At 53.2% G+C, this 16,132-nt stretch carries 15 protein-coding genes; 8 read left to right on the top strand and 7 right to left on the bottom strand.

The genetic code is table 11. The features are described from left to right. The first annotated feature begins 34 nt into the window (after nt 1–34). On the top strand, nt 35–1,153 hold the full coding sequence (locus tag CBR65_RS16065; RefSeq protein ID WP_157672111.1) for an imelysin family protein: 1,119 nt from the start codon (nt 35–37) through the stop codon (nt 1,151–1,153). 20 nt (nt 1,154–1,173) lie between these two features. On the opposite strand, the gene CBR65_RS16060 is transcribed toward CBR65_RS16065, so the two are convergent. Both CBR65_RS16060 and CBR65_RS16055 read right to left on the bottom strand, forming a co-directional pair. After that, the gene (locus CBR65_RS16060) at nt 1,174–2,367 is read right to left on the bottom strand and encodes a class I SAM-dependent rRNA methyltransferase (RefSeq protein ID WP_087467792.1); all 1,194 of its coding nucleotides are present in this window, start codon (nt 2,365–2,367) and stop codon (nt 1,174–1,176) included. Nucleotides 2,368–2,484: 117 nt separating this feature from the next. Further along, entirely contained in the window at nt 2,485–2,952 is a 468-nt protein-coding gene (locus tag CBR65_RS16055; RefSeq protein ID WP_087467791.1) for a hypothetical protein, read from the bottom strand. A gap of 135 nt (nt 2,953–3,087) precedes the next feature. Between CBR65_RS16055 and CBR65_RS16050 the strand changes: the two genes are divergently transcribed. Next, on the top strand, nt 3,088–4,392 hold the full coding sequence (locus CBR65_RS16050) for a flagella assembly protein FlgT middle domain-containing protein (protein WP_087467790.1): 1,305 nt from the start codon (nt 3,088–3,090) through the stop codon (nt 4,390–4,392). Between the two features lie 25 nt (nt 4,393–4,417). Here the strand turns inward: CBR65_RS16050 and CBR65_RS16045 are convergent, their stop codons facing one another. Together CBR65_RS16045 and CBR65_RS16040 are read right to left on the bottom strand one after the other, a co-directional pair. Further along, nucleotides 4,418–5,917: a tryptophan halogenase family protein gene (locus tag CBR65_RS16045; protein WP_087467789.1), complete on the bottom strand. Its 1,500-nt coding sequence runs from the start codon at nt 5,915–5,917 to the stop codon at nt 4,418–4,420. 31 nt (nt 5,918–5,948) lie between these two features. Beyond that, the gene (locus CBR65_RS16040; RefSeq protein ID WP_087467788.1) at nt 5,949–6,926 is read right to left on the bottom strand and encodes a hydrogen peroxide-inducible genes activator; all 978 of its coding nucleotides are present in this window, start codon (nt 6,924–6,926) and stop codon (nt 5,949–5,951) included. Between the two features lie 325 nt (nt 6,927–7,251). Between CBR65_RS16040 and CBR65_RS16035 the strand changes: the two genes are divergently transcribed. Together CBR65_RS16035 and gshA are read left to right on the top strand one after the other, a co-directional pair. Further along, nucleotides 7,252–7,674, top strand: coding sequence for a hypothetical protein (locus CBR65_RS16035; protein WP_198300764.1), 423 nt, complete (start codon nt 7,252–7,254; stop codon nt 7,672–7,674). Nucleotides 7,675–7,788: 114 nt separating this feature from the next. Then, nucleotides 7,789–9,423, top strand: a complete 1,635-nt coding sequence (gene gshA, locus CBR65_RS16030; protein WP_087469116.1) for a glutamate--cysteine ligase — start codon at nt 7,789–7,791, stop codon at nt 9,421–9,423. Between the two features lie 56 nt (nt 9,424–9,479). On the opposite strand, the gene CBR65_RS16025 is transcribed toward gshA, so the two are convergent. Continuing rightward, nucleotides 9,480–9,911, bottom strand: coding sequence for a flagellar basal body-associated FliL family protein (locus CBR65_RS16025; RefSeq protein ID WP_087467787.1), 432 nt, complete (start codon nt 9,909–9,911; stop codon nt 9,480–9,482). Nucleotides 9,912–10,112: 201 nt separating this feature from the next. On the opposite strand from CBR65_RS16025, the gene CBR65_RS16020 reads away from it, so the two are divergent. Continuing rightward, on the top strand, nt 10,113–10,601 hold the full coding sequence (locus CBR65_RS16020) for a disulfide bond formation protein B (protein WP_087467786.1): 489 nt from the start codon (nt 10,113–10,115) through the stop codon (nt 10,599–10,601). A gap of 77 nt (nt 10,602–10,678) precedes the next feature. Further along, nucleotides 10,679–11,146 carry a sigma D regulator gene (gene rsd / locus CBR65_RS16015; RefSeq protein ID WP_087467785.1) on the top strand — a complete coding sequence of 156 codons (468 nt, stop codon included), beginning with the start codon at nt 10,679–10,681 and terminating at the stop codon, nt 11,144–11,146. A 97-nt stretch (nt 11,147–11,243) separates the two neighbouring features. On the opposite strand, the gene CBR65_RS16010 is transcribed toward rsd, so the two are convergent. Then, nucleotides 11,244–11,963 (bottom strand): FKBP-type peptidyl-prolyl cis-trans isomerase, encoded by a 720-nt coding sequence (locus CBR65_RS16010; RefSeq protein WP_087467784.1) that lies wholly within the window; start codon nt 11,961–11,963, stop codon nt 11,244–11,246. Nucleotides 11,964–12,553: 590 nt separating this feature from the next. Here CBR65_RS16010 and CBR65_RS16005 point away from each other — a divergent pair. Further along, nucleotides 12,554–13,465: a hypothetical protein gene (locus CBR65_RS16005; RefSeq protein WP_087467783.1), complete on the top strand. Its 912-nt coding sequence runs from the start codon at nt 12,554–12,556 to the stop codon at nt 13,463–13,465. Between the two features lie 179 nt (nt 13,466–13,644). Here the strand turns inward: CBR65_RS16005 and CBR65_RS16000 are convergent, their stop codons facing one another. Then, nucleotides 13,645–14,142 (bottom strand): TIGR02444 family protein, encoded by a 498-nt coding sequence (locus tag CBR65_RS16000; protein WP_087467782.1) that lies wholly within the window; start codon nt 14,140–14,142, stop codon nt 13,645–13,647. An 89-nt stretch (nt 14,143–14,231) separates the two neighbouring features. On the opposite strand from CBR65_RS16000, the gene CBR65_RS15995 reads away from it, so the two are divergent. After that, nucleotides 14,232–16,115, top strand: coding sequence for an ATP-binding cassette domain-containing protein (locus CBR65_RS15995; protein ID WP_087469115.1), 1,884 nt, complete (start codon nt 14,232–14,234; stop codon nt 16,113–16,115). Nucleotides 16,116–16,132: the final 17 nt, after the last annotated feature.

The following is a 16,132-nucleotide window of genomic DNA, read 5'->3' as shown; positions in this document are numbered from 1 at the left end:
CAACCACCTGCTCAGGGATCTATCTCACACTATCGTGAACCACATTCTCACTACCGCTTTCACCCTGTTGATTGCACTCTTATGCTGCACATCCGGCGCTATTGCCGCTGATTCTCCCTCGGATGACCCATTGGATAAATCCACCCGCTATGCCTGGGAATTGGGTCTTCAGTCCTTGATTAACACGGAACAGGCAAGCCGCAATCTGTCGGCCCAACTCGATCTGTTTTTGGCTGAACCCTCCGAAGCAAGCTTGGCGAATGTGCGCCAGGAGTGGCGCAACTGCCATCAACAATGGCAACAACATGCCGTCTGGGTCGCACTGGCCAAGACACAATCGCGCCGCTTTGCGGCCCTGAACCGGCATTATTTTGTCCTTGATGCGCGCGAACTCCAGCCGGGATATCTCGATGCCGTGCAGGATTATCCTTTCAGCGGCATCGTCAATGATATTTCCATCGTGCTTACCGCTGACAGTTTACGCCAGCAACACGGTTTGACTGATCCGAGCGAAGTCAGCCTCGGGTTTCATGCACTGGAATTTCTACTCTGGGGTGAGTATGGCCAGCGGTCATTTAACGATTTTCTGCCGATAACCACGATCAATGCTGAACAGAATGCCGCCGGACTCACAACGGGCGATTTACCCAATAATCGGCGCCGGACGGTGCTGCGCCTGGTGAACCAGGTGTTGGCTGATGATGTGCAACGCCTGCGGCAGGATTGGCAAAACCCCCTCAGCCCCATTAGCCAAACCTATCTACAACTCCCGCCGAAGATGCGACTGGAATTCATTCAGCACACCGCACACCAGCTACTCGGCAGCGAGTTACCGGACCAACTGCTCCAGGCGATTGCCCTCGACCGTACCACTCACCATAACCAGTTTGCGGGCGATACGCTGCAGCACAATTTGGCAGTATTGATCGGTCTTGAAGCCTTATTGACTCAGGGAGAATCTCCCCTGCTGAGTCATCTGGGCGGCGCGGCAGCTGATCCGGCATGGAGTCAGCAGCTCCAGAGCCTCATCGCCGATCTGGGTGAATTGATTCAGGATAAAGACGGGATTAATACGGCGAAGCTGAGCGAATTACTGGAGCAATTGCCAGTTTTGGCCGCCGCACTGGCGACAGAGAAACCGGCCGCGGAGTAGCGGCCGGGCCCCAGTATCTATCAAGGAAGGTAGATTCGCGCGAAGACGGCTTTCAGATAATCAGTCTCAGGAATTGCCGGGTGAACTGGATGATCCGGCCCTTGGCCACCCTGTCCGATAATTTGCGCATGACGATCCAGATGGCGACCCGCGCCACGCACAATATCCAGCAGGGTATCGCGCTGCAGGTGCATGGAGCAGGATGCCGACACCAGCAGCCCATCGCGACCTAACAAGCGCATCCCCAATTCGTTGACGTGACGATAAGCCGCCTCACCGGATTTCTGATCTTTGCGGCGTTTGATAAAGGCCGGCGGATCGAGCACGACTACATCGAAGTGTTCGTCCTGGGCGATCAGGTGCTTCATCACCTCTATCGCCTTACCCTGAATAGTACTGACGCGCTCGCTCACCCCATTTAATACCGCATTGCGTTCGACACCATCCAACGCCGCTTCCGAAGCATCCACACACACGACTTCACGAGCGCCAGCCTGGGCTGCCTGCACGCCCCAGCCACCAATATAAGAAAACACATCCAGCACGCGCTTGCCCTTCACATATGCCTGCAACTGCGCGCGATTCACGCGGTGATCGTAGAACCAGCCGGTTTTCTGACCGCCACGTACGGGTGCGAGAAAGCGCGTACCGTTTTCAATCAGTTCCACCTGCTCCGGCACATCGCCATAGGCCACTTCAACATATTCCGGCAGAGCTTCCAGTGCACGCGCGCTGTGATCGTTGCTCAACAAAATGCCCTTGGGTTTGAGTGTTTGTACCAAGGCTTCGACAATTTCGTCCTTCACCACCTCCATGCCGGCGCTGGCAATCTGTACCACCAGATAATCGCCAAAACGATCCACCACCAAACCCGGCAGCAAATCGGCATCGCCGAAAATCAGGCGGTAATAAGGCTGGTCGAAGGTCAGTTCGCGTAGGGCAAGGGATTGATTGATGCGATGTACCAACAGCGATTTGTTAAGCGGATATTTTTCATTGCGACTGATCAGGCGCCCGCAAATCAGTGCATTGGGATTCATCAGTGCGATGCCGAGCGGTTTACCGCTGTGGCTGGTAACCAGCGCCTGCTGTCCCGGCTCAAAGGTTTTCAACGGCGAACGTTCCACATCCACTTCATTGCTGTAGATCCAGAGGTGGCCCAGTTTCAGGCGGCGGTCGGCTTGGGATTTGAGAATCAGAACAGGCAGGGACATGAGCAATCCAGAGGTAAGAGAAAAGGGAACAGGGGCAAGAAAAAGGTGGGCGATTATAGCGGAAAGCGTCGGTGACTCGCGAGCGGGCACCTGATGATATCCGCTCGCTCAACATGGTCAGATATCGGGATTGACCGCCAATATTTCCTGACCCGCAAATTGTTGCCGATCGGCCGCGTTCGCGCTTTCCTTACATTCACCTTTTAACCACAAGTGGTAGCGCGAAATGCTGCGGTCCAGTTCGATATAACCGTCGCGACAATAATTCATATGCTTGACCACGTAGGCTGCATTTTGCTGCAAGCGCTCATAGGTGTAGCGGTTGACATCCACCCCTCCGACATTCCTCGGTTGCTCGGGCCCACTGTGCCGCGCAACGCGAATATGGTTGGGAATAGCATCATCGGGCCATTTGAGCCGGTAGACAAACATCTTGCTGTTATTGCGCAGGATGTCGATCTCCAGGGTTTCCTGCATGCCGGTCTTGGCGTAACTCCGGCCCGGTGTACCGCATCCGGCTAACAGTGCTGACAGGCTAAGAACCAGAACAGCCAGTATGGCTGAGCGGCAGAACTGACGGGTCATCAGGATTATTCTCCGTTGTTTTTAAAGATATTACGCCCGGTGCCGACAAGCTGTGAAAGGGCAAACTTTCTTGTTGTCCACGTCACCCTAAAACATTTTGCTTATGCCGCCAACATCACCGGGCGAGGAATTCTCATGCGTGCATGTCTTATTTGCTGCCGTCTGACCAGACTGCTGGTTGCCACCTTGTTGTTCAGCAGCCTGAGTGTGCTGGCCGAGGAACCACTTTCGGTTGAGGATCTCACGGCAACAGAAAACCCGGTGTTGAGCGCAGACTCTGTCTTCGCTACAGAACCGCTTGTAACGACTGAATCTTTAACTACAGAATCTTTAACCACAGAATCTCTAATCGCAGAAACAGCAGTTGCAGAAGTATCTTCGACTGCTGAGCCACTGCTGCCCGAATCACACGAACCAGCCCGGGATTTTCCACTGCCCAAGGATATCGCGGTCAAACCGGATGCAGAATCCCTCGGCAATCGCTCCCATCCGACAGCGTTTATTGTTTCTAATTCCAGTACCCGCTATAGCGAGGACGCCGAGCATCCCGGTCGCCGCAATCAGTGCGCCCACGCGGCGGAAAGTCCCTATCACAAAGCCATCGCCATAACGCGTTTTACGCGCACAGAAGCAGACTCATCCAAAGCCGGCGGACTGCATCAGGTGGAGGAAGGCTTGCCCTCACTGCTAAGTCAGCAGTTGCAAACCAGGCACGCCGTCCTGACGCCGGTGCAACTTCCGCAAGGCCTTGCCACACCCGGTGATGCCAACGGCTTGCGCGTAACAAACCAGGTTCAGCAGCTCGCCCGCACCCATCGCACCCAATTCGTGGTGACCGGGGAAATCCTGGATATGTCCATGGCCCATCCCGGTGCGACCTATGCACCGGGGCTGTATACCCGTTTCGTCAACGGTGTTCACGATACCTTCGGTTTCAAGACCCGCTTTGATAAACGGGACCGCCACTTCAGTTTTCACCTCAACCTGCGCGACGGTTTTACCGGTCAGGTATTGTTTCAGAAGCGCTACGATACCGTTGGTATTTGGGGAATCAGCAGTCGCCGGGATGTGGATTTCGGTTCAGCATTATTCTGGGAAAGCGATTACGGCGAGCAGGTCAGCGGTCTGGTCAGCAAAGCCGGTGACGAATTGGCTGCGGCCATTCAATGCCAGCCCTATATCACACGGGTAGAGAGTCGGCCGAGCGAGCAACAGATTCTGTTACACAGTGGCGCCAACAATGGCTTGCGTGCGGGTGATACGCTGGCGTTGTATCAACTGGTGGTGCAACCCATCAACGGCGAATACCAGCTTTACGACACACGCCTGGTGGATCGTCAGGCCCGCATTGAATTGCGGGAAGTTTATCCGTCACACAGCGTGGCGGTGATCAGCAGCGATTACTTATTGAATGGCCAGTATCTGGCTGTGGCGCCTTGATCTGAGCGACACGTGATCGCGCGAATCAAGGCTCCAGCTTGAGCTGATGCCGTAAAAATTCATCGTGGGTCGGCAGGGTTTTGACCATGCCGTGAATCGCCGCCCTGGCGCGTGTCAGGGTTTCGCCGATCTGCGCAAAATCCACGTTATCCACGCGCGGGCAATGTTTGCGCGGGCGAATACCCATGCCCTCAAATACCGATTGCCAACTGGCACTGCGAAATAACTCATCCACCCCTTCGCGCAACGCGCCGTGGCCACGGAATAATTCAATCCGCTCATTGAGAGAGTCTGGCAGCGGCATGTGTTGGCACCAGCGCCAGAATGGCGTGTCCTGCCGTTGGGTTGTGCAGTAATGCAGCACAATAAAATCGCGCACTTCTTCGTAATCACCAGCCATGCGCCGGTTGTACTCGCGGATTAATCCGGGTTCACAATCCTGATCGGGGAAATAACGCAGGAAGAAATCCATACCCCGCGCAATCAGATGAATCGCCGTGGATTCAAGCGGCTCTATAAAACCCGACGCCAGGCCGAGAGACAGGCAATTGTGTTTCCACATCTCCCGACGCCGTCCGGTGACAAAGGGAATCACCCGGGGCTCTTCCACCATGGGACTGTCGATGGCACGCATCAGGGTTGATTTGGCATCTGCGTCGCTACAAAAGCGGCTGGCATACACATAGCCGTGGCCGATGCGATGCTGTAGGGGAATCCGCCAAGTCCAACCAGCCTTGCGCGCGGTGGCCAGCGTATAGGGCAAGGTAGGTTCCGTCTGTTCGGTCTTGATGGCGATGGCGCGATCACAGGGCAGGAAGTTAGACCAATCCTCGACATCCACCCCCAGCGTTTTATCAATCAGCAAGGCTTTAAAGCCGGTGCAGTCGATAAAGAAATCCCCCTGAATCTCCCGGCCATCGGTCAAGACGACTTTATCGATAAAGCCGTTATCACGCTGGGAAACCTGCTGGACGACACCTTCGGTGCGTCTTACACCCCGGGCTTCGGCGTAACGACGCAGGTACTGGGCAACCAGCCTGGCATCCACATGCAATGCGTAATTGGCACCGCCGATCGGGGTATTCTGTGCTTTATTGGGCAGGAAGAAGCGGCCGTTTTCCGCCATGACATTACATGGCGAAAAATCCTGCAAAGATGAGGCTTCACCCTGCATACGCGCCTTGAGCCAGCATTGGTAAAAATCGTGATTACCGATTTTTTTCCCGATAACACCGAAGGGATGGAAATAGTTTTCGTTGCGTTGGTGCCAGTCAACAAACTTGATTCCGAGCTTATAGGTAGCCTGGGTCTCGCGCACAAAATCCTGTTCATCAATACCCAGGCGTTGGATCAATCCCACAAACGGCGGCACGGTGGATTCCCCGATACCGATAGTGCCTATCTCGGTGGACTCCACCAACTCAATCTGGCACAGGTCATTCTTTAAATGAAATGACAACATGGATGCGGCGATCCAACCGGATGAGCCACCGCCGACAACAACAATTTTTTTTATGGGTTTCATAACATGCGTTCTGTATCTGTTAGCGGGTGGACTACCACTGATTATTTTCCACCATCAACCCTGATGCCCCAGGTTCACGCTGGGTACTGTAATTCCAATAGGCTTCACTGGACACCTGGATTGCCTTGCGCAACACATCAATTGCCTTGTGACGCGGAAAACTGGCGCGCCAGGCGAGCGCCAGGGTGCGTTTGGGAGCCGGCTCGGTAAACGGGCGGGTCACCAGCAGATTAGGGGCATATAACGAGGTTTGCGCAGCAGACAGGGGCAGAATGGTTATCCCCAGACCTGAAGCCACCATGTGGCGCAGTGTCTCAAGGGTGCTGCCTTCGGCGGCCGTGTGGATACGCTGGGACGCGCGTTCTTCGGTGGATTGCAGGTGCGGACAGGTCGCCAGCACCTGATCGCGGAAACAATGCCCTTCACCCAACAACAAGACATCCTGATCATCGAGATCGCGAGGGTCGATAGCATCCCTATTAGCCAGCGGATGATTGTGGGGCATCAACACCACGAAGGATTCGTCAAACAAGGGTTGGGTAACCACATCCGGCTCGGTAAAAGGCAGCGCCACGATAATCACATCCAGCTCGCCATTGCGCAATTTCTTGCCCAGGGTCGCGGTGTAGCCCTCTTCAACATATAAGGGCATACGGCTGGCGAGCTTTTGCAAATGGGGAATAAATTGCGGTAACAGGTAGGGACCAATGGTAAAGATTGCGCCCACCGCCAGTGGGCTGCTCAGTTGGTCTTTACCGGCATCGGCAATGTCTTTGATTGCGGCAGTTTGTTCCAGCACGCGATGGGCCTGGGCCACAATCTGTTCGCCAAGCGGCGTGGGTTGCACGCGGGTTTTGGTCCGCTCAAACAGGGCTACGCCCAGTTCATCTTCCAACTTCTTGACGGCAATACTCAGGGTAGGCTGGCTGACATGACAGCGATCCGCAGCACGGCCGAAGTGCTGCTCCTGCGCGAGGGTGACGATATAACGCAGCTCTGTGAGAGTCATGGATCAGGTTTCCGTTACGGTTGTTGCTATTCCGGATGGCAGGCGGCCTGGGTGAACTCGAAGAATGTCATCTATCAGGAAAGCATAGCCCACCACTGGGGGACGCGTCCCGGAAGGCCGCGCTTACACATCATACGCCTTTATCAAAGCTAGCCACAGATCAAATCAAGGCTGGTATTCACGTCTTCTGCAGGTGCCCTTGTTGTTCATCCATTCATCCCTATAAATAGGGCTTGCACGAATCCCCGGAAAACTGAACAATCCCGCCAGATTCGGAACCGGGTACGCGACCTGCAACCAACTCCACATCAGTAAAGCGATAGACATGAGTGATATGAGCGAGCTTTTTATTCTGCAAAATCATGACAACCTTTTCCTGGGGCGCCAGAAAGAGTGGCTGGACGGCCGCGATCCCACAGGCCTGTTCAAGACGCCGCACAAAGACGAGGCGGTCAATCAAGTCTTCGAGATCAGCTCCAAGGACTACACCCAACGCATCAGGGTTGTGAGCTGCAAAGTCAATGAGAAAGGTTTGCCGGTGATTGAGCCCGAACTACTGCCGGATGCGCAACCAAAGTCTGCATCATTGTTCGCGGAGGAAGCTGTCACCGATGAGGCAACCGTCGATGTCGATGAGTTTGCAGCAGACGACGAAGACGCTGCCGATATCAAACTCGACGCCGAGTCTGATCAGGCAAATGAATCCGATGAAACAGAAACCGGGGACAATCAACAGCCGCTGCTCTAGGCGGCTGTCTCCAGGTAAAGGGTTTAGTGCCGACGACCGATTGTGGCGACCTGAACTCACCGCTTTTAAAATGCCTCGCTGTCGCCCGTGACAGCGATTTATGAGGACACCAGCTTGTCGCAACCATCCCCATCATCCACTACCCGGCAAGCGTCATCATTCCACCCATTATTGCAGGCATTTTCCCAACCCCTGCACAACGCCACCTTCGCCGGCATTCTGCGGGGTCTGGAAAAAGAAAGCCTGCGCGTGCTGCCGGATGGCACCCTGGCACAAACGGATCACCCCCTCGCCTTGGGCTCTGCGCTTAAACACCCGCATATCACCACGGATTACAGTGAAGCTCTTTTGGAATTTATCACCGAGCCCTTCCGTAGCATCGCTGATTTATTGCAACAACTGGAAGATGTGCACCGCTTTACCTACCAGCAACTGGACCAACAAGGCGAACGCCTTTGGCCCGCCAGTATGCCTTGCTCGCTGGGTACGGATGAACAGATTCCCGTTGCGCGTTACGGCAGTTCCAACAGCGGCACCATGAAGACGATTTATCGGATCGGTCTGGGGCATCGTTATGGTCGTTCCATGCAGACCATCGCCGGCATTCACTACAACTTTTCTTTACCCAATGAATTCTGGCTTGCACTGCAACAGGAAGAAGGCAACCAATTGTCGTTGCAGGATTATAAAACCCAGCGCTATTTCGCCTTGATCCGCAATTTCCGCCGCTATTTCTGGCTACTGATTTATTTATTTGGTGCGTCGCCGGCGGTGTGCAGTTCGTTCGTAAAAGGTCGCCCGCATCAGTTGCAAGCTTTCGATGCGCAGGCCAAATCACTATACATGCCTTACGCCACTTCGCTGCGTATGGGTGATCTCGGTTATCAAAGCGATGCGCAACAATCCTTGATTGTCTGTTACAACAATCTGCCCAGCTATCTCAAAACACTTTACGGTGCTATCTCCACCCGACATCCGGCTTATGAAGCGGTCGGTGTGAAAGATGCACTGGGCAATTATCAGCAGCTCAACACCAACCTGTTGCAAATCGAGAATGAGTTTTACAGCAGTATTCGTCCCAAGCATCCGGCGCAATCTGGCGAAACAGCGTTGCAGGCGCTGCGCTTGCGCGGTGTGGAATATGTGGAAGTGCGCTGTATCGATCTCAATCCTTATGAACCGCTCGGTATTACCGCTGAACAAATGCATGTGATGGACGCATTTTTATTATTTTGTCTGCTGCACGACAGCCCGCTCACGGGCGCAGAAGAATATCGTGAGGGTCAGGATAACCAGAAGCGTGTGGTCTATGACGGCCGCGATCCGGAGCTGATGTTGATACGCCATCGGGAATCCATCAGCATGCGCCGTTGGGCCGAAGAGATCCTCGCCGGTACAGCCGAATGTGCTGCCTTGTTGGATCAAGCCAATGGGGGAGATCAATATCGGCAGGCAGTCGCGGCACAATCCCTGAAGCTGGCTCACCCGGAGCTGACACCATCAGCACGCGTGCTGCAGGATATGCGCACCGAACAGAAAACTTTTTTTGGCCACACCATGGGGCTGGCGGAGCAACATCGACAGTATTTTGCAAGCCGACCACTGGAGGTCGAAAAGGAAATGTATTACCAGAATCTTGCGCGACGTTCACTGGCGGAACAGCGGGAGCTTGAAGCTACGCCGCAATTACCCTTTGAAGCCTATCTCGAAAATTATTATGCGCAATACCGCTGCTGCGTGAACGATTAAATGCGCACAAAAATGCCGGAAGATTGCAGGGAATTTTCCGGCATTTTTTATCGCCACTACCTCTGCATCACCAGATTATTGAACAGCACATCTTTGATGGCTGCCTGATGACCTGTTTCCTCTTCCAACAGGCGATTAATCTCCGTCAATGAATCCTGTCGCATGGCTTCTTTGCCTTCGACACTCGCCATGGCTTCGTCGGTCTGACGACTGAATAACAACACCAACGCGTTGCGGATAAGCGGCATATGGTGGTTGACCGCTTCAATCGCTTCAGGATCATCCACCCGCAATGAAATATCCGCTTTGAGATATTTGATCTTGCCCACGCCACCGTAATTCACCACGAAGGCCGGTTTGAGCTCAATGTAGGGGCCGCTGGCTCCCCCGCCACCGCCACTGGCAACAGAGATACATGGACTCAACAGGCAACCCATCAAAACCAACCATAAACTTTGTCTGCCCCAGTAACCCATAGCAATATTCATAACCACTCCCTAAACAGTGATGACCAGACTATCTGTATTGAACCCTTGGTTAAACGGCCGGTCAACCACTGGCTTTTTGGCGCCTCGCTACACACGGCAAATCGCATGTGTTGTGCGATTGATGCACGCCGGGCATTTGGCTGGCGTACCCGGAGACTTTTTGCGTACTATTGCTTCTATAACCTTAACGAAGGATTCACCATGTTGCCCAGTATTCGCCAGACAAATTTAATTATCTTCCTCGGTTGCGTTGGTTTGATGTTGATCGCTGCCTATATGGAGCATGTCATGGGGCTGGAACCCTGCCCCTTATGTATTACCCAGCGCGCCTTCGTGATTCTTGTGGGGCTCATCGCCCTTATCGCCTTCCTGCATAATCCCGATCGCGTCGGCCGACGGGTCTACAGTATTTTGGGTATCCTCGCGGCAATCACCGGCGGCGCGTTCTCCAGTCGTCAGCTGTGGCTGCAAAGCCTGCCGGAAGATCAGGTGCCGGCCTGTGGCCCCGGCTTATCCTATATGTTCGATGTGTATCCTTTTCTTCAGGCACTGGAAGTTTTACTGCAAGGCGACGGCAATTGCGCGAAGGTGGACTGGTCATTGTTTGGTATCAGCATCGCCGGCTGGACACTGGTAGCGTTCATCGGCCTGGTATTGATCAACCTGTTTCAGACCTGGCGGAAAGGCTGATTAGGCTTGCTGTCGACGGCGGGATAGCCTATCTTGACTCGCCTGATTTAAAAAATGGTTATTCAAGGAAATATCGCATGCTAGACAATTGTAAAAACGCCAAAGAGCTCTGGGGTGGCGTCAGCGTAATCATTGATCGCTGGCTGCAAGAGCGACAAGACATGCTCGTGCAATACTGTGCACTGAGCGGCCTTGAAGCCACCACTGAAAACGAAGCCCTGCGCGGAGCGAAGTTGCGTACCCTGTGCCAAATTCTGGTGGATTATGTCTCGGCAGGCCACTTTGAAATTTACGATCAACTCATGAAAGAAGGTCGGCAATTCGAGGATACCGAAGCATTAAAAGAAGCCGGCACTCTCTTCTCTGTAGTCGATAAAACCACTGAACAAATTCTCGATTTCAACGATAAATATCTGGAAACCGATGATCTCTCGTCACTCGATCCGGACCTCTCCGAATTGGGAGAAACCCTGGAGGTGCGCTTCAGCGCCGAAGACCGCATGATTGCGGTACTGCACACGTCTCACAAAGATCTGGTCAGCTAGCCAAGTATTTTTATACCAGAGGCCGATCGATAGAATCGGCGCCCATAAAAAAACCCGCCTTTCACAGCGGGTTTTTTTTATTAGCTGAGTAGCGCTCTTACTCCGCTTCAGCCGCTTTCACTTCCAGCAGCTCCACTTCAAACACCAGGACAGAGTTTGGCGGAATCGGACCGTTGGCACCTGGGCCGTATGCCAGGTCAGATGGGATAACCAATTCCCACTTGGAACCTTGTGGCATCAATTGCAGACCTTCAGTCCAACCTGGAATCACACTGTTCAGATCAAAAGTGGCGGGTTCGTTGCGTGAATAGGAACTGTCGAATTCAGTACCATCCAGCAATTTGCCACTGTAGTGCACAGTCACGGTATCGGTTGCTTTTGGTTTAACACCGGAACCTTCGGTGATCACGCGATATTGCAAACCGCTTTCAGTAGTGGTCACACCTTCTTTAGCTTTGTTTTCCTCAAGGAATGCCTTACCTTTCTCAGCATTCTCGTCGGCGAGTTTTTTCTGCTCTTCTTCACGCTTGGCCATGGCTTGTTCCTGGAAGGTCTGCATGACAGTCTGCATCTCTTCTTCGGTCAGACGGGAATCAACACCGTCACGCACATCGTTAAGCGCTAACATGAAACTGTCCGGATCAACCACCAGACCATTTTGCTTGAAGTTATTTGCCAGATTGCGGGCAATGGTGTAGTTCACTTTCTGTTCGAGCGTGGTCAACTCAACAGCTTTGGGTTCCTCAGCCTGTTTTTCACAACCCACCACAAGAACAACAGAAGACACCAAGCCCACAAGTAGTTTTTTGTTAATCATATGACACCTTAAATTTATTGATGTATTTGCTTCCTAATCCATCCAGCCAGGACATAAGGGCCGGTCGACCGATTAAATCCAACCCGGCAAATCCACTACTTCAGGGGCCAGAGAAGCCGCCAATGGTATACCAACTGGGAGAGATTGTGAGCCTTTTTTGCGGTTTTTTTGCTGAATTCTGCGGGTTTTGTGCGGAATCTGCGATGCAATCGGCGGGCAAGTTGCTGGTCCCTATGCTTGCCTTCAGGCGAACCGGCGTTCCCTCTGACTGTTATTTTTGCGCTTGGTTCGAATCGCCGATAAATCGACGTTGAGCAGAGATTCATATTTGGATTTGCTTTTATTTTCCCGAAGGATGAGCACCAAGCGGTTCGACTCTGCGCACACGTACAAAAAATCAGCACTTTTGTTCGTTAGCAGACATACACTTTTTTAAAAACCACGATTACAATGAGGCCGGTTCAGAAGCTTATCTTGATGTAAAAGATAGTTGCCGTTTCAGCCGTATATTCGTCATAAGTTTGCGTTTGGATTTGTACACGAGATTGCATCATTCACTGTTACCACCACTAAACCGATAGGACACCGTCATGGCCGCCAAAAAGACAACCTCAGTCTCGATCGCTGACATTGAAAAGCAGATTGCCAAAGTAAGTGCCGAGCTCGAAAAAGCGCGGGCACAAAAACTCAACGCAGCAGAAAAAGCACTTGCTGCCGCACAAAAATCCGCAGCAGCATCAGCCAAAAAGCTGGCCGACCTGCGCGGCAAAGCGGCAACGACCGCAGCGGCCAAAGCCCGTTTGCAAAAACTGAAAGCTGATGCAGCGGAGCAAAACAAAACATTGGTTGCTGCCCATGAGGTTGTCACAGCACTGCGCGCAGAGAAAAAAAATGCAGCCGAGATGAGCAAAGCCGTTGCCAAAGCGACCAAGCCGAGCAAAGCCAAGCCGGCCAAAGCCGCAAAGAAAACGACAAAGACCAGCGCGCCGAAACCCGCTAAAGCCGCCAAAAAGGCATCCACTCAAAAAACTGAATCACCAGCTGCAGTAAGCAGTCCATCATCGGCAGCCGCCCCGGCCAAAGCCAAGGCTAAGCCAAAAGCAAAACCCGCAAAGAAAACCGCCGCAAAACCGGCCGTAAAAAAAGCGGCACCGGCAGCCGCCGAGAAACCGGCCAGTGAAACCAAAGCAGCTACCCAGCCAGCTAACGAAAAGCCGGTAGAAAAGAAATCCCCTGAAAAGAAAGCAGCGGCAAAACCCGCTAAAAAAGCGGAGCCAAAAGCTGAGAAAAAGCCAGTACCACCAGCACCCAAAGCGGCAGAGCCGGCACCAGTGAATACTGTTGTGACCGACACCCATGAAAAGCCGATTCCCAGCCATACCACCATCGGCATGATTGAGCCACGCGATAACCCACTCCCGAAAGCGACTCAGGTACCGGATGCACCGACATCACCTACGCCGGCAACCGGTAGCTTGTTTGAAAGCGACGATAAGTTTTAATTGAAGCAACGCGAGTTTCGGTACCCGTTTTCTGGTGGCCAAGGCACTTCGTGATCCGTTTGTCATTAGGCTATTTGTTACGAAAACGCATGCATACTTCCCTGTAGCTCCCTCAATTCTTCCCTGAATTGAGGGTTTCGAAACAAATAGCCTAACGCCAAACTCGCATCGTGCGAGTACTAATATTCACTTCCGATTTCTCTTCCCACCAAATAAGCCAGCATCTCTTCGATCAAATTCTGTGGCACACACAGAGCGTTCAGATAACGCAATGAATTTTCCCCCAACGGCAGTGGCGTCGTATCCACGAGCCAATCGTCAGTCAGCGTTTCCAGCCAATCCAGTTCCACTTTTTCCGCTGCCAGTTCCGCCGATTTGATCGCTTGGCGGCAGGCTTCAACCTGCGGGTCATTCGCAAGGTAATGCTGTTTGATGTCTCGTCGCAGATGCCGCAAAGGCGCGACGACAGATTGATCCCATGAATCGATACGTTGGCAGGCCTGCTCCAGGCGCATAGGGGTCAGACGAATACTGCGCACTTCCAGCCAGCAACACCACAACAGGATATTGACGTTGACCTGAAAGTCATCCTGCAAACGCAAGCAGATGCTTTCTACATCTGGCGCGCTATAAAGCGCGAGGGAAAAGTCCCATAAAGATGGCGCTGGCGGTGTCATATCGGTTGCTCCGGGTTACGCAATAAATTGTCCTGATTTTCATTGACCGACCCACATCGGCTGCGAAGCAGTCTGCTAGAATGCGCGCCATGATTCAATTACAAAACATCTCACTACAACGCGGCAGTAAATTTTTACTGGAATCCGCCGACCTCACCATTTTTCCGGGCCAGAAGATCGGCCTGATCGGTGCCAATGGCAGCGGTAAATCCACTCTCTTCCAGATGTTGCTGGGCAAGATTGCCAGTGACACCGGCAGCTGCGAGGTACCCCGGCAATGGCGTATCGCGCATATGGCGCAAGAGGTGGGGCATACCCAACGGTCCGCACTGGATTATGTGCTCGATGGTGACACCGAGTTGCGCCGCCTTGAACGGGAGATTGCCGCTGCCGGCCAGGATGGCGACCGGCTCGCACATCTATATGGCGAGATGGAGCAGATTTTTGCGTACTCCGCGCCAGCACGCGCGCAACAATTATTGAGTGGTCTGGGCTTCGCGCCGGGTGATGACATTCGCCCGGTAAGCGATTTCTCCGGTGGCTGGCGCATCCGTCTCAATCTTGCCCAGGCATTGATGTGCCCTTCCGATCTGCTGTTGCTCGACGAGCCCACCAACCACCTGGATCTGGACGCGACGCTGTGGCTGGAGCAATGGTTGCAGCGTTATCCCGGTACGCTGATTATCATCTCCCACGACCGGGATTTTCTCGACAATATTATTGATCGCACGGTGTGCATCGAGCGCAACAAACTCGATAACTATGCCGGCAACTATTCCGCCTTTGAACGGCAGCGCGCTGAAAAGCTGGCGCAACAGCAAGTGAGTTTCGAGAAGCAGCAGGAACGCATTGCGCACATTGAAGATTTTATCCGCCGCTTCCGCGCCAAGGCCTCCAAGGCTCGCCAGGCCCAAAGCCGGATCAAAGAACTGGAACGCATGGAGAAGATTGCACCGGCGCACATCGACTCTCCATTTAGTTTTGAATTTACTTGCGCCGATAAGATGTCCACGCCGTTGGTACACATTGCGCGCGGTGAAATCGGTTATGGCGATAAAACCATCCTGCACAACGTTGAACTGAGTATTGTGCCGGAGACTCGCATCGGTTTACTGGGGCCTAACGGTGCAGGAAAATCCAGTTTGATCAAAACCCTCGCTGGCAGTCTGCCACTGCTGGCCGGCGAGCGAACCAACGGCGAACATTTCAAGCTGGGTTATTTTGCCCAACATCAGTTGGAAGCCTTGGATGTGAAGGCTTCGGCAGCGCTGCATATCCAACGGATGTCTCCCCAGGCACGCGAACAGGAAGTGCGCGACTTCCTCGGCAGTTTTGACTTTCATGGTGAGCGCGCCTTTGAGCCCATCACCCATTTTTCCGGCGGCGAAAAGGCGCGTCTCGCACTCGCGATCATTGCCTGGCAAAAACCGAACGTACTACTGCTCGATGAACCGACCAACCATCTCGATCTGGAGATGCGCCAGGCATTGACTATGGCCTTGCAGGAATTTGAAGGCGCCGTCATCGTTGTGTCACACGATCGTCACTTGTTGCGCAATACCGTGGATCAGTTTTTATTGGTGGCGGACGGGCGCGTGAGCGAATTTGATGGTGACCTGGAAGATTATTACCGCTGGCTTGCCCAACAAAAACAATCGGCGCCCAGCGAGGAGAAATCCACTGACAACTCGCCCAAGGTAGACAAAAAAAATCTCCGCCAGCAATCGGCGGCGCAACGACAGCAACTCAAGCCGTTGACCAATAAATTAAAAAACCTCGAAAGTCAGATGGAAAAATTGCAGCGCAGACTTAGCGAGATCGAAGCGCAGCTCAGTGATGTCAGTATCTATGAAGACGTCAACAAAGCGCATTTGCAAGCGTTGCTGGCAGAGCAAACCACGCTGCAGCCACAGCTAATGGAATGCGAAGAAAATTGGTTGTTGGTGAGCGAGGAGATTGAAGCGGCCAGTTAAACTAACCGAAAAGACCT

Origin of the sequence: Cellvibrio sp. PSBB006 (assembly GCF_002162135.1) — a bacterium.
GTDB lineage: Bacteria > Pseudomonadota > Gammaproteobacteria > Pseudomonadales > Cellvibrionaceae > Cellvibrio.
This window is presented reverse-complemented; position numbering and strand designations above follow the sequence as displayed.

Bases quoted from the DNA above. Each gene is read 5' to 3' on its own strand.
- CBR65_RS16060 (WP_087467792.1), bottom strand. From the start codon at position 2,367: ATGTCCCTGCCTGTTCTGATTCTCAAATCCCAAGCCGACCGCCGCCTG.
- CBR65_RS16055 (WP_087467791.1), bottom strand. From the start codon at position 2,952: ATGACCCGTCAGTTCTGCCGCTCAGCCATACTGGCTGTTCTGGTTCTT.
- CBR65_RS16050 (WP_087467790.1), top strand. From the start codon at position 3,088: ATGCGTGCATGTCTTATTTGCTGCCGTCTGACCAGACTGCTGGTTGCC.
- CBR65_RS16045 (WP_087467789.1), bottom strand. From the start codon at position 5,917: ATGAAACCCATAAAAAAAATTGTTGTTGTCGGCGGTGGCTCATCCGGT.
- CBR65_RS16040 (WP_087467788.1), bottom strand. From the start codon at position 6,926: ATGACTCTCACAGAGCTGCGTTATATCGTCACCCTCGCGCAGGAGCAG.
- CBR65_RS16035 (WP_198300764.1), top strand. From the start codon at position 7,252: ATGAGTGATATGAGCGAGCTTTTTATTCTGCAAAATCATGACAACCTT.
- CBR65_RS16025 (WP_087467787.1), bottom strand. From the start codon at position 9,911: ATGAATATTGCTATGGGTTACTGGGGCAGACAAAGTTTATGGTTGGTT.
- CBR65_RS16020 (WP_087467786.1), top strand. From the start codon at position 10,113: ATGTTGCCCAGTATTCGCCAGACAAATTTAATTATCTTCCTCGGTTGC.
- rsd (WP_087467785.1), top strand. From the start codon at position 10,679: ATGCTAGACAATTGTAAAAACGCCAAAGAGCTCTGGGGTGGCGTCAGC.
- CBR65_RS16010 (WP_087467784.1), bottom strand. From the start codon at position 11,963: ATGATTAACAAAAAACTACTTGTGGGCTTGGTGTCTTCTGTTGTTCTT.
- CBR65_RS16005 (WP_087467783.1), top strand. From the start codon at position 12,554: ATGGCCGCCAAAAAGACAACCTCAGTCTCGATCGCTGACATTGAAAAG.
- CBR65_RS16000 (WP_087467782.1), bottom strand. From the start codon at position 14,142: ATGACACCGCCAGCGCCATCTTTATGGGACTTTTCCCTCGCGCTTTAT.
- CBR65_RS15995 (WP_087469115.1), top strand. From the start codon at position 14,232: ATGATTCAATTACAAAACATCTCACTACAACGCGGCAGTAAATTTTTA.